Annotated in this window: 17 protein-coding genes; 5 read left to right on the forward strand and 12 right to left on the reverse strand. The window is 40.1% G+C overall.

The features are described from left to right. Positions 1 to 42 precede the first annotated feature (42 nt). From AY601_RS10250 to AY601_RS10270, 5 genes are all read left to right on the forward strand, one after another. Positions 43 to 648 carry a DDE-type integrase/transposase/recombinase gene (locus tag AY601_RS10250; protein ID WP_084359194.1) on the forward strand — a complete coding sequence of 202 codons (606 nt, stop codon included), beginning with the start codon at positions 43 to 45 and terminating at the stop codon, positions 646 to 648. 69 nt (positions 649 to 717) lie between these two features. After that, positions 718 to 1,077, forward strand: coding sequence for a hypothetical protein (locus AY601_RS10255; protein WP_068398226.1), 360 nt, complete (start codon positions 718 to 720; stop codon positions 1,075 to 1,077). Then, positions 1,074 to 1,436: an IS66 family insertion sequence element accessory protein TnpB gene (gene tnpB / locus AY601_RS10260; protein WP_068398223.1), complete on the forward strand. Its 363-nt coding sequence runs from the start codon at positions 1,074 to 1,076 to the stop codon at positions 1,434 to 1,436. The genes AY601_RS10255 and tnpB overlap by 4 nt, the downstream gene beginning before the upstream one ends. A 75-nt stretch (positions 1,437 to 1,511) precedes the next feature. Further along, on the forward strand, positions 1,512 to 3,056 hold the full coding sequence (gene tnpC / locus AY601_RS10265; protein ID WP_068398220.1) for an IS66 family transposase: 1,545 nt from the start codon (positions 1,512 to 1,514) through the stop codon (positions 3,054 to 3,056). Next, entirely contained in the window at positions 3,020 to 3,334 is a 315-nt protein-coding gene (locus AY601_RS10270) for an integrase core domain-containing protein (protein ID WP_068400211.1), read from the forward strand. Before tnpC ends, AY601_RS10270 begins: the two co-directional genes overlap by 37 nt. Here the strand turns inward: AY601_RS10270 and AY601_RS10275 are convergent. The 12 genes from AY601_RS10275 to AY601_RS10330 form a co-directional block, all read right to left on the reverse strand. After that, on the reverse strand, positions 3,311 to 3,616 hold the full coding sequence (locus AY601_RS10275) for a hypothetical protein (protein ID WP_068400214.1): 306 nt from the start codon (positions 3,614 to 3,616) through the stop codon (positions 3,311 to 3,313). The genes AY601_RS10270 and AY601_RS10275 overlap by 24 nt on opposite strands. Positions 3,617 to 3,630: 14 nt before the next feature. Beyond that, complete coding sequence (locus AY601_RS10280; protein ID WP_068400218.1) at positions 3,631 to 4,278, reverse strand: hypothetical protein; 648 nt, start codon at positions 4,276 to 4,278, stop codon at positions 3,631 to 3,633. A 1-nt stretch (position 4,279) separates the two neighbouring features. Next, positions 4,280 to 5,479, reverse strand: coding sequence for a PAAR-like protein (locus tag AY601_RS10285; RefSeq protein ID WP_084359196.1), 1,200 nt, complete (start codon positions 5,477 to 5,479; stop codon positions 4,280 to 4,282). Continuing rightward, the gene (locus AY601_RS10290; RefSeq protein WP_068400224.1) at positions 5,476 to 6,417 is read right to left on the reverse strand and encodes a hypothetical protein; all 942 of its coding nucleotides are present in this window, start codon (positions 6,415 to 6,417) and stop codon (positions 5,476 to 5,478) included. The genes AY601_RS10285 and AY601_RS10290 overlap by 4 nt, the downstream gene beginning before the upstream one ends. A 2-nt stretch (positions 6,418 to 6,419) precedes the next feature. Continuing rightward, positions 6,420 to 8,201, reverse strand: coding sequence for a type VI secretion system Vgr family protein (locus tag AY601_RS10295; RefSeq protein WP_068400226.1), 1,782 nt, complete (start codon positions 8,199 to 8,201; stop codon positions 6,420 to 6,422). Positions 8,202 to 8,347: 146 nt separating this feature from the next. Then, positions 8,348 to 9,379: a GntR family transcriptional regulator gene (locus tag AY601_RS10300; protein ID WP_068400229.1), complete on the reverse strand. Its 1,032-nt coding sequence runs from the start codon at positions 9,377 to 9,379 to the stop codon at positions 8,348 to 8,350. A gap of 89 nt (positions 9,380 to 9,468) precedes the next feature. Continuing rightward, the gene (locus tag AY601_RS10305) at positions 9,469 to 12,201 is read right to left on the reverse strand and encodes a glycoside hydrolase family 78 protein (RefSeq protein WP_068400232.1); all 2,733 of its coding nucleotides are present in this window, start codon (positions 12,199 to 12,201) and stop codon (positions 9,469 to 9,471) included. Between the two features lie 6 nt (positions 12,202 to 12,207). Further along, the gene (locus tag AY601_RS10310; protein WP_068400235.1) at positions 12,208 to 13,722 is read right to left on the reverse strand and encodes a RagB/SusD family nutrient uptake outer membrane protein; all 1,515 of its coding nucleotides are present in this window, start codon (positions 13,720 to 13,722) and stop codon (positions 12,208 to 12,210) included. 13 nt (positions 13,723 to 13,735) lie between these two features. Further along, positions 13,736 to 16,858 (reverse strand): SusC/RagA family TonB-linked outer membrane protein, encoded by a 3,123-nt coding sequence (locus tag AY601_RS10315; protein ID WP_068400238.1) that lies wholly within the window; start codon positions 16,856 to 16,858, stop codon positions 13,736 to 13,738. A gap of 206 nt (positions 16,859 to 17,064) precedes the next feature. Then, the gene (locus tag AY601_RS10320; protein ID WP_084359200.1) at positions 17,065 to 19,782 is read right to left on the reverse strand and encodes an alpha-L-rhamnosidase; all 2,718 of its coding nucleotides are present in this window, start codon (positions 19,780 to 19,782) and stop codon (positions 17,065 to 17,067) included. Further along, complete coding sequence (locus AY601_RS10325) at positions 19,779 to 21,167, reverse strand: FGGY-family carbohydrate kinase (protein ID WP_068400243.1); 1,389 nt, start codon at positions 21,165 to 21,167, stop codon at positions 19,779 to 19,781. Before AY601_RS10325 ends, AY601_RS10320 begins: the two co-directional genes overlap by 4 nt. Then, entirely contained in the window at positions 21,167 to 22,441 is a 1,275-nt protein-coding gene (locus AY601_RS10330) for a TIM barrel protein (RefSeq protein ID WP_068400246.1), read from the reverse strand. The genes AY601_RS10325 and AY601_RS10330 overlap by 1 nt, the downstream gene beginning before the upstream one ends. Positions 22,442 to 22,449: the final 8 nt, after the last annotated feature.

A 22,449-nucleotide genomic window follows, 5' to 3' on the forward strand; every position in this document is an offset into this window, starting at 1 on the left:
GAAAAGCGTGAGCTTGTTGGATATGCCCGAGAGACATTCCAGATGAGCCTTCGGCAGGCCTGCATACTTTTTTGTATCAGCACCTCAGTTTTTTATTATCATGCCAAGCGAAAAGATGATCAGGAGATCATTGATCAGTTATCCGCTCTTGCGGAATCCCATCGTACCTGGGGTTTCTGGATGATGTATCACCGCCTGCGTAAACTTCAGCATATTTGGAACCATAAACGTGTTTACCGCGTTTACACTTTGATGCGGCTGAATCTACGCAACAAAAGAAAGAAACGTCTTCCTGCACGCGTAAAAGAGCCGCTGTTGCGTCCAATCTATCCAAATGTAACCTGGAGTTTGGATTTTATGCATGATACTTTAGCCAGTGGTAAGACAATCAGAACGTTAAATGTAATTGATGATTTTAATCGTGAAGTGCTTTCTATAACTGTCGACACTAGTTTGCCCTCACAGCGGGTTATAAGGGAGTTGGAAACATTGCTCGACTGGAGAGGAAAACCTGATGCAATTCGATCTGACAACGGTCCTGAATTTATAGCTGCAGCCCTGTCAGATTGGTGCGAAATCAATGGTATAAGCTGGATTCAGATACAACCTGGCAAGCCCACACAGAACAGTCTGATCGAGCGTTTGTAAGCTAACACTACGGTGCATATTGACATGAGCTTCCGCGGATTATAAATTTGGCTTCATAAAAATATTATTATGGAGCAACAAAAAATCAAAACCCGCAGAGCGATATGCATTCGCGGTAAGCAGCTGATTATTCAATTGCTGGAAAAATACGAATCCTCAAAAGCACAGATCAGTCTGGTTCAATTTTGTAAAGATCATGATGTACCGACAGGTACATTCTATACCTGGCTCAGGTATCAGCGTGAGGGTAAATATAAAGTCAATGGTAGATTTATCGCCCTATCTCCTGAACCCGTATCATTACCGGAACCAGCGATGTCACTTCCTGTATTTGCCAGTATAAATTCAGGAGAGTTAACTGTCCAGCTGCATCAATATGTTGCGCCAGAATATATTCAATCGCTACTGGACAAACGCAGAGGGTTATGATACCGACCAATAAAAATTATTTTGTATACCCCGATTGTATTGATGGCCGCAAAAGTTTTAACGGGCTTACAGGGATTATCCGTAGCGAACTGCAACGCGATCCTGCAGGTGGCGATGTGTATATTTTTGTGAGCCGCTCGCGGCAAAGCATCAAATTATTATTCTGGGAACATGGCGGCTTTGTGATTTACTATAAGAAGATGGACAATGGGAGTTTTGAAGTTCCGCCACTTCGTGCTGATGGCCAAGGCCGGCATATCAGCGAAATCCAGTTGCTGCAGGTAATCCGGGGTATTGAATTTCAGAAAGAAAAGCAGCGAGGCAACGTGCGGAAAACTACACTAGCTTTGGAGCAATAATTGCAAGGAATATTCATCAAAAATTTGCAGAAAAAAGTATGATTGCTTATTTTTATGACTATCAAATAGCCCTTAATGCAGTCATCAGACACGATTGATTATAAAGAATTGTATGAATATTCCCGGAAGGAAAACATCCTTCTACGGGAAGAATTCAAGCAATTGCGTTTGGTAAATGAGCAACTACTTCACCGTTTGGAACAATTGCTCAAACTGAGCTTTGGCAGCAAAAGTGAACGCTATGTGGGCAAGGAACAAAGTCCTGGTCAGCTTCGTTTGGGGCTGACCGAAGAAGTTACCGTTGAAGTAAGCGTACCTGCATCTGTTGCAACTGAAAAAGCAAAACAGGTGCAGCCAGCACAGGAAAAGAAGAAGCACTTCGTGATTCCTGAAAGTATCGTGGACGAGATCCAGGAGATCCATCCTGATGTGATTCCTGAAGGCAGCAAATGCACCGGAAGTGAAATCTCTTATCGCCTAAAATGCAGTCCTGCCCGTTTGACAGCCAAAAAGATCATCCGTTATAAATACCTGTTACCTACACCTGCCGGTGATCCGGGCCTGACCAGCAAGATTATTATTGCACCTCTTCCTGATGAAGTGATCAGAAACTGTATGGCTGATGCCTCGCTGCTGGCGACGCTGATCATTGAAAAGTATTGCGACCACCTACCGGTGTACCGCCAGATGACCCGTTTTGATCGTACAGGAATCAAACTTGCACATTCTACACTGCTGGACTGGATTGCAAAGACCTGCACACTGTTAAATCCATTGTATGAAAAACTTAAACAGGAAGTCCTGCAAAGTAACTACCTGATGATGGATGAAACCACGATGAGGGTGATGGATAAAAGTAAAAAAGGAACTACCCACCGGGGGTATTTCTGGGCAGCACAGGCTCCGCCAGCTCAACTGGTATTCTTTGAATATCAGCCTGGGCGCAATCAGGAAGTGCCACAGGCACTGCTATCCGATTACAAAGGCTACCTCCAAAGTGACGGGTACAGCTGTTATGAGACTCTTGCAGTAAACAAGGATATCAAATTGTTATGTTGCATGGCGCATGCCAGGCGCTATTTCCTGGAATCAGAGAAAAATGACCCAAAAAGGGCTGCATATGCACTGAATGTCTTTGGGCAGCTTTATGATATTGAACGTGAAATCAAGGATAAAACTACCAGTGAGCGCAAGGAAGCCAGACAGGAACTTTCCAAACCTTTATGGATTCTCTTTGGGCAATGGCTTGAAGAAAATGCAGGAATGCTGAACGAGAAAAGTGCTATTCACAAAGCCTTTGCCTATACCATGAAACGATATAAACGGCTATCGGTATATATGGAAAACGGCACCTTAAACATCGATAACAACCCAATTGAGGGTAGTATAAGAGGGATTGCGCTCGGAAGAAAGAACTTTCTGTTCTGCGGTTCCCATGATGGAGCGCAAAGAAGTGCCATGTTATATTCTTTCATGGGAACATGCAAATTACAAGGCATTAATCCCATAGTCTGGATGGTAGATGTATTGAAAAAAATCAATATACAACCCGCTGACCAAATCCAAAATCTTTTACCGCACCGATGGAAAGAGCTGAAGGAAATCGAGCCTGTGCTGTAGTGTTAGCTTACGAGCGTTTTAACAGAACTTTCAGACAGGACGTGCTGGATAGTTATATGTTCGATAATCTGGCTGAGTTAAGAAAATATGCACTGGCCTGGGCATGGATGTACAACAATGAAAGACCGCATGCAGCGCTGGGCTATAGAACCCCAGTAGAGTTCTTATTGAAATATGGAAAACTTTCAGCGCTGAAACAGCGCCAGTTTCCCACATTACAACAAGATAATAATAGCAATAGTAATTGGAATTCTTTAGTTTTGAACGTAGCTAGTTAGGGGAAGATTACAATAATGCATACTAGTCTGACGACTTCCGTCTCTCCCCATATTTTTTGTAGCCAGAGATGTTGTAAATATTGTATCTTTATATAACTCATCACTAGGGACAATACTATGAGTATAGTGAGGAATATCTAAATTTATCTCCTTACTATCAGTCATATAATCAACAATGTATTTATCTGCATTATTTTTGTTTATAAAAAAATAGTTATACCCAATTAATAGTAATGGTAATAGTATTACAGCTCCAATAATATAGCCAAGAAATCCACCCATATTTTTAAACCAACTCACTTCCCTTTCTCAAATCGTTTTTTAAATTCCTCTTTAGACATTACGTATGTAAGATACATCTGAACATTGTATTTATATTGTTCAATAGGAGTATTATAATTTAAACTACATCTGATAGTATCTAAAGCTGGTAAGGGAGCATCTACTCCTCTGACGCTTAAAACTTGGATAGGCTGTTCTTTCGTTCCGTAAGATGGATCATCAATATCTTTTTTATTTATTGTTATTAAAACATCTTTATTGCTAATAGAGTAAAAGAAACCCCAACTAGGACATTCAACCCCCTGTCCAACATATTGAATATCAAACATTGTTATCTGATAATATCTTTTGCTTTTCTGATCAAAAAATATCCTGTACTGCATCTCACTCCGATCACTTCCGTCTCTACCCATATTTTTTGATTTGACAGATCGGGTAATTCTTTTTATCTCATTTAACTTATTATGAGGAGGTTCTTCTTTATGATAATCGGGCACAAAAATTTTCATCTCGATAGAGCTCTCAATATAATTATTCATAAACCTCTGCCCGTCATTTTTGTTAATTAAAAAATGATTATATGCTAGTAATAATAACGGCAAAATAAATACAGCCCCAATAATGTAACCTATGTACCCACCCATGTTCTTTAACAAACTCATATTAACCTTTTAATGCTGTTATATCAATTCCATTTTTTTGCAAAGTATTCGAAATGGAAATATCTCTTAGATTTCCTCTTACATTATCAAAGCTTTCATCTTCAGCCTTATTCGCACTATATTCTATTGCGAAATTCCCAACTGCCCCCGCAATACCGATACCGAATCCAACAAAAAAACTTTTATTAAATAAAGTTGGAGGAGAGCGTCTGGCTACACTTGCTGCAAACCTGGAATTAGCTGCCCTGCGAGCAACATTAGCAGCTTGCTCATCAGCTCCGTTAGCGGCTAACCTGGCAGCTCTCGCTTCTTGTTCCGCCGCCTGCCGTTCAAAATGAGCAGCTTGCCTTAACTGGCTTTGAGAGGTAGCACTACTGCGCTGAATTTTAACTTTTGTCGCCTCAGCTCCAAAGCCTGTTGCTTGATTAATAGCTTCTTGTTTTCCTGAAGAAGCCAGATCTCCACCCAATGTTCTTGGCTCTGTAACCTCGTCATTGAGCATTTTGCGCTGATTATCCTGAGAATCATTTTCTCCAAGAGCATAAAAAGTTGTACCCAAGCTCATCCCAATAATAGCCCCAAGCGGATTTCCCAAAAAAGTAAATCCGGTAATTAAACCTTGAAACAATTGTGACTGAACATGCCTGTTAACCTCCTTATTATTATTTTCAGCATAATTTGTCGCATACTGTTGTGCCAATACAGGATCAGGAACAATGGAAACGATCCCCCCCTGGCTACACGATAATACTGAGGTTTGTAATAAAGCTTTTTGCTTATCAATATAAACAGTCTCATGTACCAATTTCCAGGTACCAGATTTAGTCACATCACAATTATGTGATTTAACTTCACCTGCAATTACGCATCCTACCCCTCCAACAAATGCTGCACTTGCCAATATTGCTATTGGACCTAAAGCCAGACCTCCTGTACCAACTACAAGTGCCACAGCTAAAGCACCAACTAAAATACCAATTGCTACCCCGACCAACATCATACCAAGTCCTTTCCAGAACTTCGCAGGGTTCTTACAGACAAACGTGTCAGTTATTTTTCGGTCGTTAATATTTAATAATTGTCTTTCTTCACTTTTATAAAACGTCGTACTCCCATGTTCATGCGCTAACTTAAGTGGTTTTGCTACCGTCATGTTAGTACAAACTACACAGGTATCCTTGGGTATAAATGACTTACTCATAGGTCTACTAATTTTAGCTCATAATTAACAGTGATCTGTACATTATTTTTAACCTCTTCAATGATAACGACATTAGCATTCTGTAATACATTTCCAGCAGTATTCAAGGTATAGCTATTACTATATTTGTAATCATACTCAGTGTAGCTATAACCAATATAGGGTTTAAATTTATCGTTATACATTTCAATAAGATTATCCTTATTGATATCTTTTTTATTTAAAGTGCCTTGCTGATTTATTGTGATAGATTCGGGAGATTCCTGAACTACAGATTGGTTTATATCTAATAATAACAGTTTGTGATCAAATAAATTAGATAAGTAGTACTTAGTAAAAGGTTCAAAATCTTCTTTCGAAACCAGGTACTTATCGAATATAAGATCAAAAAACATCTTGGCTTCATAATCAGCAAGCAACAAATTATCAGTGTGAATCTGCTCCTCTACCATATCCATAAAAGTATTGATGTTATTCCACTCCTCATCAGATTTTAAAAAACTGAACTTATTCACCACATCCTTCTTATATTGCTCCCAAGCTACGATTACTCTGCTTTTATCCTCAATTCTGCTCATTTTCCCACTCTGCAAATTCGGAGTAATGGAAACATTACATTTCACTTTATCAACGTCACACAGTAAATCAATTGCAGTTTCTAATTGTGGTGGTTCAAACCTCACAACATTTTCGATCAACTCTAAACCAATATTATTTATAAGACCATTCATTGAATTTTTAGTCACTAAATACTCTTGCTTCGTGTTACCATGACTAATAATTTGTCCATTAAATTTTGTAATGATAATTTGTTCTACCCTATACCTGTATTTTTCTGATGAAATATCCTGACGATCCGCCGGTTGTTCAATTATTTCAGGTTGAGATGCTACAATATTTGTATTTTTCTCTTCTTCAAAAAAAGTAAATCTGCTCATGTTTAATTTATATTTACGGGTCCACCTTCTATTTTTTGTTCACCTTTCGCACTGCTGGTAATTTTACCGCTTGCCTTCGTTTCTTTGCTACTCGCATTAATAGCTATAGTAGTATTTTCTAAAGATCCAATATTTACCTTAGCCCCTTTCAACGGATCAGCATTCGCATTAATAGCATCCTTACCCTGAATATTGATAACCTTACCGATTAAATCAATTGTACCATTAGAATTGAGAGTAATACTACTTTCCCCAGATCTTATAATAACCTTTGTTCCAGCCACTAATTCAACAGTATCATTCCCATTAGTAATATTAATAAAATTACATTCATCAGTTCCCAAATGAAGCGCATGATTCAAATCGTCAAAAGTCAACCTGCTCCCCATCCTCGAACTCAACCCTTTCACATTACTATTCTTGAACCCTTTACTATCGCCATTTTTGCCATGATAAACACTTCCTAACACTACTGGCCTCGCAATATTCCCTTCCTCAAAAGCAATCATTACCTGATCACCTTTTTCAGGAATTACATGAAAACCACGATTCGACCCCGTATCTCCACTCCCTGCATTTGGACTCATCACCCTTAACCATTCACTCGGATCATTAGTCTGGCAGGCCCACTTAAACTTCACCTTCACTCTACCTTGTCCTTGCGGATCATCATTATCCAAAACATCAGCAAGCTGCATATCCGGATCAGGTCTTTTATAATTTTTAACCACCAAACGCTCTGTGGTAGAAACTAATCCTTCGAAAGTATTCACATAATGTCCTCTATCATCAATCGTATGACTTACTGAGGTGATTAGAAATTTACCCAGACTTTCTGTTATAAAGGACAGTTCTTGCCTGAGACTCATGGTGATATCTACAATTGACCCTAACGCAACCTCTGGATTATCACCACTGGCGCTTATCTTCAACAGCTGGCTGATATTCGCTTTTTCCTCATTATCCACCAGATTTTTAATATCGCTGCCATTATCTACACGAATTAAAGAAGGCTGATTAAAAGTCTTGCTATAAGTCGTATTTGAAGCATTTATCGCATGAACCAGATCCAGCCTGCCCTCAGCTTTACCAGAACTTTCGCTTTGCAGCATCTCGTCCTGCTTTGGATTATACGCAAACCTTTTATTCTTTATCGGAGCAACTTCCATTGCATATTGTAAGCTATTCACATCCCTCCCATAAAACAAACTCACTTCCTTCTGCGTATCTGGTTTACCGAAATTAAGGCTCATACCATCGTAGAAAAACCACTCATGATACTCGCCACTCAGCCGGTTCAAAAACTCAAAATCGCTCTCACGATATTGAATCACATAATCTATAGGGGTTTTTCTGGTCGCATTGGTAACTATCCGCAAATCATTAGCAGGAGTATCATGTGTAGCCAGTTTTACAATGGTGCCTAAATCCTTATCCAGATAGGAACCCAAATCAGGCCCCCTGTCAATCAGTATGGTCGGGCTATACCCGCTCACAACCAATACACCATGATATCCATTACTTTGTGTCAGCTCAACTTTGGTGACTAAACCAGCAAAAATCTGCTGTTTGCCAAGCACATAGCCAAATGATGCGCTTAATGTTTTACCTACAAAGTCACGGCTATTGTCCAGATTGATTAACCCTGGTGCGCCCATTTCATCATGATTAAACCTAAGTTCAAAATAATGGTGCGCATTAAAATGTTGTTGAAGAGTGAAAGAGCTAAAATGAGAAATAGTCTTATCCCCTATACTGATCTCCTTGATTAAATTATTTTCCATGTTTTGAGCGTTGCCTCTCAGCAGATTAAAATATTTGGTAATCTACACGAACCAAATACCGTTCCAAAACAGAAATAAATTACAATATTAATTAACCATTCATTAATACATGATTAAAACAATTGATATGAAAATCAATAAAAAAATTACAACGAAGGCCGCAACGTCAAATAAAACGGAGCTTCCTGATCCTGCCTGTTCTGACTCTTAATAATCTCTGCAGCAATAGTTCCCATCATTTTAAAATCGGTGGAAATTGTTGTAATTCCATTCAATAGAAACTTCTTCAGCGGGGTTTCATTGTAAGAAATTACCCCTACATCTTTTCCCATCTGCAAATCCATGGATAAGATCCTTTCAATTAAAACCACCAGATCATCCTCCATCAAATTGATATAAGCTTCACCAGCTTGAATAACCTCATTTTCCACATCACTAACAACCAAATGATTAAAAGCATACTGCTGACAGAACCTTCTGAACCCGTCTATAATTTCATTCGGAAAATAACTCTTTTGAGGAAAGATTAACTTTAAAGTGTGGTACTTCTCTAGCTGTTCCTTAGCCTGGATCAGAGCCCTGTAAATATCCTTTTCAAAATTTTCATAAACCGCAGAATAATTACCAACCACACCTGGCACTTTTTTATCCAGAAGAATCAACTTTTCAGTAGGGATCGTATTGATAATCTGATGGGCATCTTCCCCTCCCTCTACAAAATGCGGAATGATTACATAATGAGAATATTCAGTTCTCTTATTCAGGATCAGCTTTTTAAAGATCGAAAAATCATTGTTATAAATATAAAAATCAATCAAAGCATCATCACCAAGTGCGGCTACAAAAGAATCATAAATAATCTTTTTATGCACAGACAGCTTATTAAACAATAAGAATATTTTTATCTTTTTCTTGAACTCCGTATTGTCAATATAAAAGCCCTTTCCAGGAACAGATAAGATCACTCCCTGTTTCTTCAAATACTTATATCCTTTCTCTGCGGTATCCCGTGATATCTCCAGTACGCTACTTAGCTCATTGATAGAAGGAAGGATATCATTTTTATTCAAAATACCATCCTCTATCGCTTCAATAATAGAATCACTAAGCTGTAAATACTTAGGCGTTGCAGAATACTCATCTACATGTATAAACTTAAAAAAATCGGCTGTCTTCATGGTTGCAATGAATAAATATAAAACCTTTTAGTAGAGTTAGTACAAAATAATTCCCAGCCCTGTAAAGACTGGGAATTATTTCTATAAAACTACTTTACCGCGTATTCAAATTGATAAGTCCCTGAACCTGCATTGAACTCCAGGTCATTTCCCTGGTTAGAAACCTTAACAATCCCCTTTACATCTTTCAACGCAGTCCCGCTTTCCGTAACTGCAGCATCAGCAGCCCCCGGCAACCTGATCAAAGCAGTCGTATTTGGCGGAATAACTACCTTTAATTTGAATTGTCCACCTTCTATTTTCCAATCACTCACTGTCAAACCGTACAAAGTCTCCAGCTTTGCAGCTGCCTGCGTGATCTTTCCACCAGGTTGCGGAGCGATAATTATCTTTTTATAACCAGGCTCAGATTCGTCGGTATCCAAACCAGCCATTACTCTGTACATCCAATCTCCAATGGCACCATAAGCATAATGGTTAAATGAATTCATCCCTGTAGTTTGAAAACTACCGTCAGGTTTAATTCCATCCCAACGCTCCCAGATGGTAGTTGCCCCCATTTTTACCGGATATAACCAGGAAGGGTAAGTTTCTTGCAAAAGCAGCTTGTAAGCCACATCTGTACGACCAAAGCGTGTCAATACATGGCAAAGGTAAGGCGTTCCTAAAAACCCTGTTGTTAAGTGATTACCATAACTCTCAATATTTTTCACCAGAAAATCTACTGCTTGCTGCCTTAAATTATCCGGCAGCATATCAAAATTTAAAGCAAGTACATAAGCCGTCTGAGATCCGGAAACTAACCGGCCACTTGGCGTAATATATTCTTTAACAAATGCCTTTTTGATACGGTCCAGTAACTCCGTATATTTCTCTTCTTCATCTTTCTTACCCAACACTTTTGCCGTATTGACCAGCAATTGTGTAGAATGTGCATAAAAAGCCTGTGCAATTAAATATTTATCAGTAATCGCAGAACGGCCATCATTGTCATCTTCCGGGCGATAAAATAACCAGTCGCCAAAGTGAGACCCTGTGTTCCAAAGGTCGTTTTTACTCTTGTTTGTCATAAAATCTACCCATGCTTTCATACTTGGGTACTGCGTTGCTAAAACCTGTTTATCACCATAAGCGACATACATATTCCATGGTATAATCGTAGCCACATCACCCCAGCCTGTTGAACCGGCATCATTTTGAGTTAACACATTAGGCACCACGTAAGGGATACTTCCATTAGCCAGCTGATCTGAAGCCACATCTTTCATCCATTTCGTGAAAAATCCAGCTACATCCATGTTAAAAGCCGCTGTACGGAAAAATACCTGCGCATCTCCCGTCCAGCCTAAACGCTCATCACGTTGTGGGCAATCCGTAGGCACATCCATAAAATTACCTTTCTGCCCCCACTGTATATTATGCTGCAATTGATTTAAAAGCGGATTTGAACTTGTAAAAGTCCCTGTAGGATCCATATCCGAATAAACAGCTATCGCTTTAAAAGCGGAAGGATCAATATGTGCCGTATTTCCTGTTAATTTCACATAGCGGAAACCTTGATAGGTAAAATGAGGCTCGTAACTCTCCACACCGTTGCCTTTAAAAATATACTTCACGTGCTGTTTAGCCCTCCTTAAATTAGCATCATAAAAATTGCCTGCTTTATCCAATACTTCTCCATGTTCAAGTTTGATAAATGACCCTGCTTTTCCGCTCAATTTAAAAGAAACCCAACCCACTACATTCTGGCCAAAGTCAAGTACAGTTTCACCCTTTGGTGTTTTAATCACTTTAACTACACTAAACTGCTCATGTTTACTTGCAAGTGGACTAATACTACTTTCTAACACCTCTTTACCAGGCGCAATAATTTGCGCATTTTTCCAGCCTGTATCCTTATAATTCACAGTTGCCCATCCGGGTTTTTCAAACTTGGCGTCATAAATCTCGCCATTATACAAATCAGAAAAACGAACAGGCCCGGTGCTGTATTTCCAGCTGCCATCACTGTTGATGACTTTTTTCGTGCCATCAGTATACTCCACTACCAGCTGTACTAAGCCGCTTAAATGTTTGCCATAAAACGAACGCTTACCATCAAAAGCAAGATACCCGCGGTACCAACCATCTCCTAATGTAAAACCAATTGCGTTCTGCCCATCCTTCAGCAAATTCGTCACTTCATAACTTTGATATAACAAACGCTTATGATAGCTTGTCCAGCCAGGCGCCAGATGATCCTGACTCACCCGTTTCCCATTGATTTGTGCCTCATATAAACCATGCGCAGAAATATAAAGTATAGCTGATTTTACCTTGCCAGCTGTAGCAAATACTTTTCTGAAGATAGGACTTGGCCCTTCAACTGTATCCGCAAGCGAACTGGTGATCCACTGTGCAGACCAGTCATCCGGATTCAGCAAACCTGTATGCCAGGAGCTAATGGCGCTCCATCCCGATTCATTGCCCTGGTTATCCTTAATTTTAACCTGCCAATAATAACGCGTGTCAGATTTTAACTGTTTCCCCGCATACCGCAAAAACACAGAAGCATCACTTTTTTGAGTTCCACTATCCCATACCGAGGATTGACCAGTTAATAAGCCAGCAGAATCTGTCCCTACTCTAATTTGATAAGCACTCTGCATCACATTGCGCTGTGCAGAATTCATTTTCCAGCTTAAACGCGGTGCTGCCGCTTCAATTCCCATTGGATTTTTCAGATATTCCGTTCTTAAATCGGTCACACCTAATTTTTGGGCAGCTGCCGGTAAATCAAGCAGACAGCAACCTATTGCAATTCCTATATAATAATTTTTCATAGCTGATTATTGAGGGTTTTGGGTTAGATTATCCAGATTCACCTCTCTTTGAGGGATCGGTAACAAGAGTTTATTCGCATTTAAAATATAAGAGCCTGAAGGGATATTAGGTTTATGCGCAATTTCATACTGCCCATGCGCTGCCATTACTTCCACTGCTTTTCCCGAACGTACCAGGTCATACCACCGCTGATTCTCAAAAGCCAGTTCGACTCTTCTTTCTTGTAGAATAGCAGTTCTGAAAGCCTGCTGACTATCCACGCTTAAAGCCGCAATAGCATTTCCAGTAGTCTTTGCGGGCAATCCAGCCCTGGTACGGATTTGATTTAATAAAGTAAACTGTTCTCCACCCGCCGCAAATCCTTGTTCATTTAAACATTCGGCAATCATCAGCAATACATCTGCATACCTGATTACCGGGAAATTATCATTCGTACGTCCCCTGTCAATAATCCCATGATTGTATTTTTTAACGTAAGGAATATTCACAAACTTTCCTCCTGCATCTGTAAAACCTACTGCTAAAGAAGCATCCTTGCGTAAATCACCAGTTTCATAGGCATCGATCATATCCTGGGTTGGAATATTCCAGCCACTACTCCCATTCAATGAAGTCGCCGGATCTCCGGTAATCACACTGCCAGAATTCCAGGGTGCAAACTGATACATAAAATCACTCGACAACCCTGGCTGTGCGCCAAGATACTGAATCTCAAAAACAGATTCACTGTTGTTTTTATTTGCAGGCAGAAAAATATCCTTGTACACAGGGACAAGACTATAGCCCAATTGCTGTACTTTTCTCAAAGGGACCAATGCCTCTGCAAATTTCTTTTGGGTCATGTATAATTTGGCCAATAAAGCTAGAGCTGCGCCCTGTGTGGCTCTTCCAGCCTCAATGCTTGTATATTTAACGGGCAACTTACCAGCCGCAGCAGTCAAATCCGTAACAATTTGTGTATACACCTCCTCAATAGCAGCCCGCCCTTTAGAACGTGCATCTGCCGGAGACTGACTAGGTACCAGCCTTAAAGGCACTCCACCAAACTGTCTCACCAAATTGAAATAATGGAAAGCTCTTAAAAACAAAGCCTCTCCGGTAAATTGATTCTTTATTTCTGCAGACATCGTTACCCCGTCTATTCTGGCCAGGATTTCATTGCAACGTAAAATACCTGTATAATTTTGCTGCCAGTAAACTTGCAAAGGTTCAGCCGTTGCCCCGATCAGAAACTGATCCATAAATTCACGCTGTTCAGAACCCCGGTCTGCCGGATTATATTGATAAGTTGTATTATCAGATCTCATTTCACCAAACAGCCAATAATTTACTCTTCCCATATCACTTATAGAAGAATAAGCTCCACTAACGGCCTGTTTAAAATCTGCCTCTGTTTTGTAAAAATTAACGCCCGGTAAAGAAGCTTCCGGCGTTTGATCCAAAAAAGCCTTTTTACAACCCGATACCGATAAACTGATCAGCAGCACCCCGGCTATGATATATTTTGTATAATTTCTCATGATTGACAAAAGATTAAAATGTTAAGTTCAGCCCCAGTGTGAAAGTCCTTGGTAGCGGATAATTCGTAAAATCCTCTCCCGGAACCAATGCACTGCTCACCGCATTTCCTGAAATCGTGTTCCGGCTAACTTCTGGGTTCGCACCGCTATACTTGGTGAAAGTTGCCAGATTCTGAATGCTTGAATAAATTCTTGCGGCTTTAATGACCTTTGAAGCACGCAGCAACCTTTCACCAAAACGATAACCGAAAGTTATATTCTGAATACGCATATAACTCGCGCTCTCTACCCACGAAGAATTCACATCGCGATAAATCACCCTTGATCCATTTGTAGTTGGCGTAATTCCATCACCCGGATTTTCTGGTGAACGATACCTGTTCAACACTTTTCTGTCTACATTGAAAATACCGTCAATATTCAGCAAATACTGATTCGCTGTTTTTAAAATCTGTCCCCCTTGAGAACCTACTAATAAAATATTCAAGTCAAAACCTTTGTAACCAAATGTATTGGTCAAACCCCAGGTAAAATTAGGTTGAGGTGATCCGATCACTGCGAAATCTTTCACAGGCTCAATAATTCCATTGCCATCTACATCTTTATATTTTACAGCGCCCACTACAGAAGTCACATGTTTAGGTGAGTTGTTTAAATCTGCCTGATCTTTGTAAATGCCTTCCAGGATATATCCGTAAAATTCACCTACAGGATGCCCTACCTGCGTAATATGCTGGTAAGAACCTTCCCCACTTCTGCCGCTGTAAATCGGGTCATTATTTTCATTTAAGGCCAATACCTTATTTCTGTTAAATGCGATGTTAGCACTGGTACTCCAGGTGAATGTACCTTCCAGGTTTTTAGAAGTTAATCCAAATTCAAATCCTTGATTCTGAATTTTACCAGAATTAATAATCGCATTTGAATAACCAGATGATAAAGGGATCTCACTGTTATATAACATCCCTTTAGTTATCCTTTTATAGTAATCCAGGTTAAATGATAAACGGTTTTTTAAGATCCCTAAATCAATACCCGCATCCAGCTGTGAAGACTCTTCCCAGGTCAGGTTTGGATTATTTAAAGAGGTAGGAACACGACCACTGGAAAGCTGACCACCAAACACGTAGTTCGATGAACCTATATTCGTGATGTAAGTATAATTTCCAATGTTGTAATTACCAGACAAACCATAAGTTGCTCTCAATTTCAAATCGCTGATCCAAGTTGATTTCTTCAGGAATTCCTCTTCTGATGCTCTCCATGCAAAAGCAGCCGAAGGGAATGTTCCATATCTCTTATTGCTGCCAAAACGTGACGAGCCATCTGTACGCACTGTAGCCGTAAACAGGTACTTATCTTTATAAGAATAATTAGCACGCGCCAGATAAGAAATGATAGACCACTTTTGTATATCAGCATTATAGCTGCTGATCATAGAAGCCGCATTGATTGTCTGTATTTTATCATCCGGATAGTTATCAGCGAACAAATACAAACTTTCTGCACGCTCTTTTTGCGCACTATAACCGACCACGACATTCAGGCGATGATCCTTACCGAAGGATTTATCATAAGTCAATACTGCTTCAGATAACCAGTTAAAACTTGTTGATTTATTGGTCGAAGAATTTGGCACTGTTGGTGGTGGAGAATTTACGCCACCACCAAAAGAAGGGTTAAAAACAAAGGAAGAGCTATTTGTATAATCTACGTTAAAACTATATCTCAATTTCAGACCATCCAGAATTTGATATTCAGCGAATGCAGTTCCAAGCCCCCTGAAATCTTTCGATCTCGTGCCTCCATATTCCAAACTATTCAATGGATTAGGGCCAGCGTACATACCCGGAGAGCTCACATAAGGTGTCCGGTTACCATTCGCATCTGTTAAAGGAACCAATGGGCTTAACCACAGACTTCTGCTTAACACATCTACAAATTCATTTTCAAAATTATTCAGGTCCCGCACACTATTAGTGGGTGCCAGGTTAAGTCCTATTTTTAATTTCTTACCCAACTTAGTTTCTGTATTTAACCGGATTGCATAGCGTTGAAATCCAGTATAACGTATCGTTCCTTCCTGATTCAGATAACCTAGAGAGAAGTTATATTTTGTGTTTTCAGAACCTCCGCTAATACTTGCATCCAGATTGTGCATTGGCGCATTATGGATAATTTCATTGTACCAGTTTGTACCGGCACCGTACTGTGAAGGATTACGAAAAGCTTCAGGAATATCTGCATCTGTAGCGACCAAACCTCTGGAGGCGAAATCATCTACAATTATATCTTTTCTGAATTGGGCAAATTCAGTTCCGTTCAGCATTTGCGGCCTCCCTTTCTGAGGAACTTGCTGAATACCCGTATAAGCGCTTATATTGACGACCGGGGTTCCTTTTAAACCTTGTTTAGTCGTAATCACAATTACCCCATTAGAGCCCCTTGATCCATAAATAGCAGTGGAAGAAGCATCTTTCAATACAGTAATTGATTCAATATCATTCGGATTAATCACATTCAAAGGGTTAGAAACCTGTCCGGAAGTATTTGAAATCGGATAACCGTCTACTACAAACAAAGGGTTATCTCCCGCACCGATAGAACCCGATCCCCTGATTTTAATAGACGTACCTCCTCCTGGAGTTCCCGTGGTTGTACTGATCTGTACTCCGGGAATCTGCCCTTTCAATTTCTGATCTACAGAACTTACAGGCAAATCTTTAATTTGTGCTGCCGAAACTGTAGCTACAGCACCGGTAGCATCTTTTTTAGTCGTTGTTCCATAGCCAATCACCACTACTTCATCTAATTTCTGATTGTTAGAAACAAGCTGTGCATTCAGGTTTGGATTACCTGTAAAAGTTAGCCTGGCTTCTGTATAACCTATATAGCTAAAAACAAGTACTGCATTTTCCGCAGCTTTTAAAGCATATTCTCCATTTGAATTGGTAGTGGTTCCGGCAGCCGAACCTAACACCTTGATCGTTACTCCCGGCAACGGGCTGCCATCACTTTGATCGGTGACTTTACCGGTCACAGTTTTCTGCTGAGAAAAGACTTTTGTACTATTGTAAAGCGTAAACAACAGTACACAAATCAGCGCAGAAAAGAACTTTTGTAAATTTCTCTCCATTGTCATATGTGTTTTATATTTGGTTGTTCTAAAGTAAATCAACCCCTGCTGATCGGCAACCTGCTCTATCCTGTAAATCGGCTTTTATTTACATTTAAAAGGTTTTAATTAAAAAGGGGGAAGCCAATTTAATGACTTCCCCCTTTTACTGATTTTGAAATTATTGAATGAGTTCTGAATCTGCTAAACCGGATTCAGAACTTGGGTTACCGGATTTCGAACTGATATTTACCAGATCCGGTTTCATAAACTTGGCTGATCTTTTTGCCATTATAATAAACAGCCTTATTTCCTGCTATTGGAAAAGAAATCGTTGAAGTGCTATTTGCAGGAATGGTCACGTCATATATAACTGCTTCCCCTTTTCTTTTCCACGAAGAAATGATTTTCCCATACGGTCCATCATGGCTCGCTTCAAAATGCGTTAACCCTGTAACAAAATTTGGCGCCAGAATTACATTTTTAAATCCAGGCTGTTTCTCATCAACTTTAATTCCTCCCAATCCTTTGAAAAACCAGCCACCGATCTCTCCAAACATCATATGGTTCAAAGAAATATCACGTTCTGCTTTAATATTCCAATTCTCATAAAGTGTCGTTGCCCCATTTACAATCCACCAACCCCAGGAAGGATAAGTATCCTGAGCCGCCAGTTTATAAGCAGTTTCTGCCTGCCCATGATCACTTAATGCATTCAAAATTGCTTTAGCTCCTAAGACCCCAACATCCAGGTGCATCCCATCTGCTGCTACTCTTTTTGCCAGATTGGAAGCCACTTTATCCTGAAGCGCTGCAGGAACGATGCCCCACTGTAATGCAACACTTAATTCTGTTTGCAAACCACTACCATAAATCCCAGTCGATTGGTTCAGATATTTGTCATTGATTGCTTTCTTAATTTTATCAGCCAGCGCACTATAAAACTGAGCATCCTCGGTTTTGCCAAACAACTTTGCTGTTTTAGCCAGAATAGTCGCATCTACATAATAATAAACTGAAGAAGTATATTCTAGTGGCGAAGAAGACTTGACAGGAACCCAGTCCCCTCTGCCATAACTCGTTAATCCAGAAGGACTGATCTGAGTAACATAATTTACATAGCTCTTGATATTGTCATAACAAGCTGCTAATAATTTAGAATCTCCGTAAAACTGGTAAATATCCCACGGAATAATAGCAATTGTACTCGTCCAGTCCGTTCCGTTTGCAGTACCATAACCCCAGCCACCAGTAGGAATGATATCAGGCAATACCCCATTGGGCTGCTGCTCATCCCGGTGGTCAGCAAGCCATTTTTCATAAACAGTGATCCCGTCAAAATTATACAAACCTGTTTCTACAGCGAAATGTCCATCCCCGGTCCAGCCATTCTTTTCCCGCTGCGGACAATCCGTAGGGTAACCATATAAATTTGATAAGTATGAATTATTTGTTGCCCACCATAATTTATCAATCAAAGGATTAGAAGAACTGATCTGACCAGCTACCGGAACATCACTATGCATAAAATATCCGGTAATACTTTCTTTAGTTAACGTTACAGGCTTACTGCTCACGACCTCCACGTATTGAAATCCTTTGTAGTTAAACCTGGCCATAAACTCCTCCTCCCCTTTTCCATTCAATATCAAAATATCTGTTTGAAAAGGATCTTTTTTATCTGCCGGGCGATGATAAACATCAATATTGGAGAGATCAAGGCGACCATCCGGATACAGTCTTTCCCCATGTTTGATTTGTATGACTGTCCCGCTTTGCCCTTTTACTTTAATCTTGCTGACCCCTGCAATATTTCTGCCCAGGTCAAAAACATAAGTTGTATCGTTAAATTTCTTTACCGATATCGCCGGAATAGTTTCAATACTGCGGATAGGGTGCATAGCCTGGCTGACTATATTCTTTGATGGTGCTGCACGCAAGGTAACCTCTCCCCATTTACTGGCGTCAAAATCTACCTTATTCCATCCGGGTTGTTCCAGACGCGCATCATAATGTTCAGCAGTATAAATGCTGTTAAAAACCAGCGGCCCGCTATGTGTTTTCCAGCTGCCATCAGAAGTAACCGTTTCTTCAGACCCATCCTGATAAGTAATCCGTAAATCCAGGCAAAATGCTGGCCTTGCCCGCCAAGGTGCTTTATCAAAATTCCACACCGCTAAAGACTGGTGATTATACCATCCATTTCCAAGTAAAACACCAATTGCATTTTTACCGGCCTGCAAATTGGCGGTTACATCGTAACTTACATATAAATTCCTTCTGTCAAAACGGGTATACATTGGGTCAAGACGATGATTACCAACTTTTTTACCGTTCAGATAAAGTTCATATAAACCCGCTGCTGCGATATAAGCTCTGGCAGATTTTATCTTTTTCGGGCTTTCAAATACCTTTCTGAAATATGGCGCAGGTAAGGTATTCACCTCATTCCGGTCACTGATCCAGGTACCTTTCCAATTGGACATTTTTACCATTCCAGTTTCAAAACTGGCAATCCTGGCGGTTCCTGGTTTTCCATCTTTATCCCAAACTTCTACCTGCCAGAAATATTTGGTAAATGGTTTTAACACATCCCCATTATAAAGAAGTAAAGCGGCAGAAGAATTAACCTTTCCTGTGTTCCATACAATCTTTTTCTGCTGAAGTAAAGCCGATGAATCTGTCCCGACCATAACCCGGTAAGCAGTTTGCCTGGCTCCCTGGCACGTATCAGAAAGCAACCAGGAAAGCCTTGGTTTTGGTGCATCAATGCCCATCGGATTTACCAAATGTTCACATTGTAAGCCACCGGGCGATACAATTTCAGGAGTAAAAGGAGCCACAAAACTACCTGCAATGAATTTGGCACTTCCAAAAGCAAGAGGACTAAAACCAAAAATCAAAAACAGGGAAGAGCTAATACTTATTTTCTGGTAAAACTTCATAATTCGTGGTTCGTATGTGTTGTATAATATTTTAATTCAATTAAATCATTCGGAATCGGTTTTCTATTCCAGCATTGATGTACCGCCAGCGCTGTTCCAATGGCTGTAGCCTGTGCCATAGAGGCAGCGAAAACTTCTACATCAGGAAACAATAGCGCTAACATATTCATATAGATTGTATTCTTGCTAAAACCACCATCAACAAAAATCCTTCTTACTTTTTTCGCATCCATCACTAAGCTGGAGGATGCCCTTTGTTGCAAAGCAAGATCCAGAATAAACTGGTGGTAAGCAACGGTATCAGTTGGGAAAGAAGAGAGGTCACGTGTAGAAAACGCAGACTCTTTGCTTAGCGGAACTTCCAGCTCTTTCCTTTCTTTCATCCCCTTCAGCAACTGATCAGTAATATTTGCCTCATATTTCATATGCCGGTAACGGCCAATATTTTGTTTAAAATGGGCCGCAATCCGTTTCACCTGCTGTTCATGCTCATAACCTGCAAAAATTCGGGAAGCTTTGACAGGTTTACCTTTATATTGCAAATAACAAAGACAATCCTGTGCCAGCTCTGCAGGTTTAAGTACCGAGTCGTTAAATGGATTCATTGTAATACACCAGGTTCCGGTAGAAATCAGGACAAACGGTTCATGAAAATTAATCAGATAGGGAATTAATGCCGCAGAACTATCATGCAACCCAATTCCTACCTGATATTGGTTACCTGGAAATTCTGAAGGAAATACTTGGTCAGCCGAAACTACAGGCGCCAGTTTCTGATCCAGCCCCTCTTTCTTCACCCAATCATGGTAGTCATTCCGTTTAAAATCCCAAAGCAGTGTGTGACAGCCGATACTCGTCAGGTCTGAATATTCAACACCAGAAACCAAATAACTCAGGTATTGAGGAAGATGTAGCGCATACCTGATTTGCTGATATAGTTCTGGCTTTTCTTTTTTAATACGATAGAACTGCATTCCTGAATTAAGACTTCCTAAAACAGGGGATGCAGTAGCTGCAGAAACAGTTTCCTGCCCACCATAAGTCTCATAAAAACCAGCTTCCAATTCTTTAGGATAAGCTTTCAGATAATTATACAATGGGGCAAGCGGTTTTCCATAGGCATCAATATATACAAAACTGGCTCCATAAGTAGAAAAGTTAATTGCCTTAATTTCAAATTCCTTGCGCTTTAATATTTCACGCAAAGAATCAAAAACAGAAAGTCTTAAACTTTCCAGGTTTTCACACGGATCACCATCCTCATCATACGTTTCTATAAAACGGGCCGAACGTTCAAATACTATTTTATAGTCTTCATCAAAGAGGAAAATCTTTTTATTAGTCTTTCCAACATCAAAAACGACAATGACCGGAATTGCACTCATTATAAACCTGTAGCTATGGTTTTCGCTCCCCTTGCTGCAATCAGCTTTTCTCTGACTTTTAAGGTGCGGTATAAGGCTAAAGGTTTAGCAGCGCCTCCGCTTCTTAACCTTGCTTCCTGTACAATCGCCCTGGCATCTGTCCGGAAAGCATATTGCAGAATTTCCTGGCACTTCACTGTATCATTTTCCTGCTGCGCAACAGCCAGTGCTTCCTTATCCACTAATAAAGCTTGTGTATAGGCCAGCATAATTGCTTCTACAGATTGCAGCAAATCTTCCAAAGGATCTTTCACATTGTGCGAAGCATCAATCATCCAGCCTAAGCCTGTTGCGTGATCTATTCCTTTTGCATCCATACCTTCTATCAGTTCATTAAAAATAAGAAATAGCTGGTAAGGTTTCATACTTCCGGCAGTTAAATCATCATCTCCATACTTTGAATCATTGAAATGAAAACCACCCAGTTTGCCTTCCATGAGTAAAAGAGAGACAATCTGTTCAATATTCGCATTCGGCAAGTGATGTCCCAAGTCGACTAGCGTATAAGCCTTAGGGCCTAATTTATTAGCGAATAAAAGAGACTGTCCCCAATCTCCAACTGTAGTCGAATAAAAGTTGGGTTCAAAAGCTTTATATTCTACAAATAACTTCCATTTTTCTGGTAAAGCCGCATAAATTTCTTCCAGGCTTTCCAGGGTATTCTGAAAGGCTTTTCTGAAATTCAACTGTCCGGGAAAACAAGAACCATCTGCCAGCCAGACCGTTAATGCATCCGACCCAAAGGCAACCCCTTGACGGATCACTTCAATATTGTGTGCAATAGCCTGTTTGCGTACTGCTTTATTGACATGTTGTAAGGAACCGAATTTATAACTATGTGCCTGTCCGGGCTGATCTTGAAAAGTATTAGAGTTCATGGCATCAAAACGAAGCCCGTGGTGGTTAGCCAATCTCTTAACTCCTTCGTAATCCTCTGTTTTATCCCATGGGATATGCAATGAAACTGCGCCACTTGATTGATTCAATTGATGAATCAGCCCGATATCTTCTATTTTCTCTTCCAGACTACGCGGTTCTCCACCACCAGAGAAGCGGCCAAAACGTGTTCCGCCAGTACCGAGTGCCCAGCTTGGAATCCCAATCTGGAATTGAATCAACTTAGAAATTATATTTTCAACTTGCGGATTTTCTGCTGCCGCAAAATCGAATCTGCGCTGATGTTCAGTTTCCAGCTCCTGGTTGTGCGCATCTATCTGATATTTTTCTATTTCCATTTTCTTCA

The sequence above is a fragment of the Pedobacter cryoconitis genome, from assembly GCF_001590605.1.
Classification (GTDB): Bacteria; Bacteroidota; Bacteroidia; order Sphingobacteriales; family Sphingobacteriaceae; genus Pedobacter; species Pedobacter cryoconitis_A.

Coding starts and splice junctions, on each gene's coding strand:
- AY601_RS10250 (WP_084359194.1), top strand. CDS start 43: ATGAGCCTTCGGCAGGCCTGCATACTTTTTTGTATCAGCACCTCAGTT.
- AY601_RS10255 (WP_068398226.1), top strand. CDS start 718: ATGGAGCAACAAAAAATCAAAACCCGCAGAGCGATATGCATTCGCGGT.
- tnpB (WP_068398223.1), top strand. CDS start 1,074: ATGATACCGACCAATAAAAATTATTTTGTATACCCCGATTGTATTGAT.
- tnpC (WP_068398220.1), top strand. CDS start 1,512: ATGCAGTCATCAGACACGATTGATTATAAAGAATTGTATGAATATTCC.
- AY601_RS10270 (WP_068400211.1), top strand. CDS start 3,020: ATGGAAAGAGCTGAAGGAAATCGAGCCTGTGCTGTAGTGTTAGCTTAC.
- AY601_RS10275 (WP_068400214.1), bottom strand. CDS start 3,616: ATGGGTGGATTTCTTGGCTATATTATTGGAGCTGTAATACTATTACCA.
- AY601_RS10280 (WP_068400218.1), bottom strand. CDS start 4,278: ATGAGTTTGTTAAAGAACATGGGTGGGTACATAGGTTACATTATTGGG.
- AY601_RS10285 (WP_084359196.1), bottom strand. CDS start 5,479: ATGAGTAAGTCATTTATACCCAAGGATACCTGTGTAGTTTGTACTAAC.
- AY601_RS10290 (WP_068400224.1), bottom strand. CDS start 6,417: ATGAGCAGATTTACTTTTTTTGAAGAAGAGAAAAATACAAATATTGTA.
- AY601_RS10295 (WP_068400226.1), bottom strand. CDS start 8,201: ATGGAAAATAATTTAATCAAGGAGATCAGTATAGGGGATAAGACTATT.
- AY601_RS10300 (WP_068400229.1), bottom strand. CDS start 9,379: ATGAAGACAGCCGATTTTTTTAAGTTTATACATGTAGATGAGTATTCT.
- AY601_RS10305 (WP_068400232.1), bottom strand. CDS start 12,201: ATGAAAAATTATTATATAGGAATTGCAATAGGTTGCTGTCTGCTTGAT.
- AY601_RS10310 (WP_068400235.1), bottom strand. CDS start 13,722: ATGAGAAATTATACAAAATATATCATAGCCGGGGTGCTGCTGATCAGT.
- AY601_RS10315 (WP_068400238.1), bottom strand. CDS start 16,858: ATGGAGAGAAATTTACAAAAGTTCTTTTCTGCGCTGATTTGTGTACTG.
- AY601_RS10320 (WP_084359200.1), bottom strand. CDS start 19,782: ATGAAGTTTTACCAGAAAATAAGTATTAGCTCTTCCCTGTTTTTGATT.
- AY601_RS10325 (WP_068400243.1), bottom strand. CDS start 21,167: ATGAGTGCAATTCCGGTCATTGTCGTTTTTGATGTTGGAAAGACTAAT.
- AY601_RS10330 (WP_068400246.1), bottom strand. CDS start 22,441: ATGGAAATAGAAAAATATCAGATAGATGCGCACAACCAGGAGCTGGAA.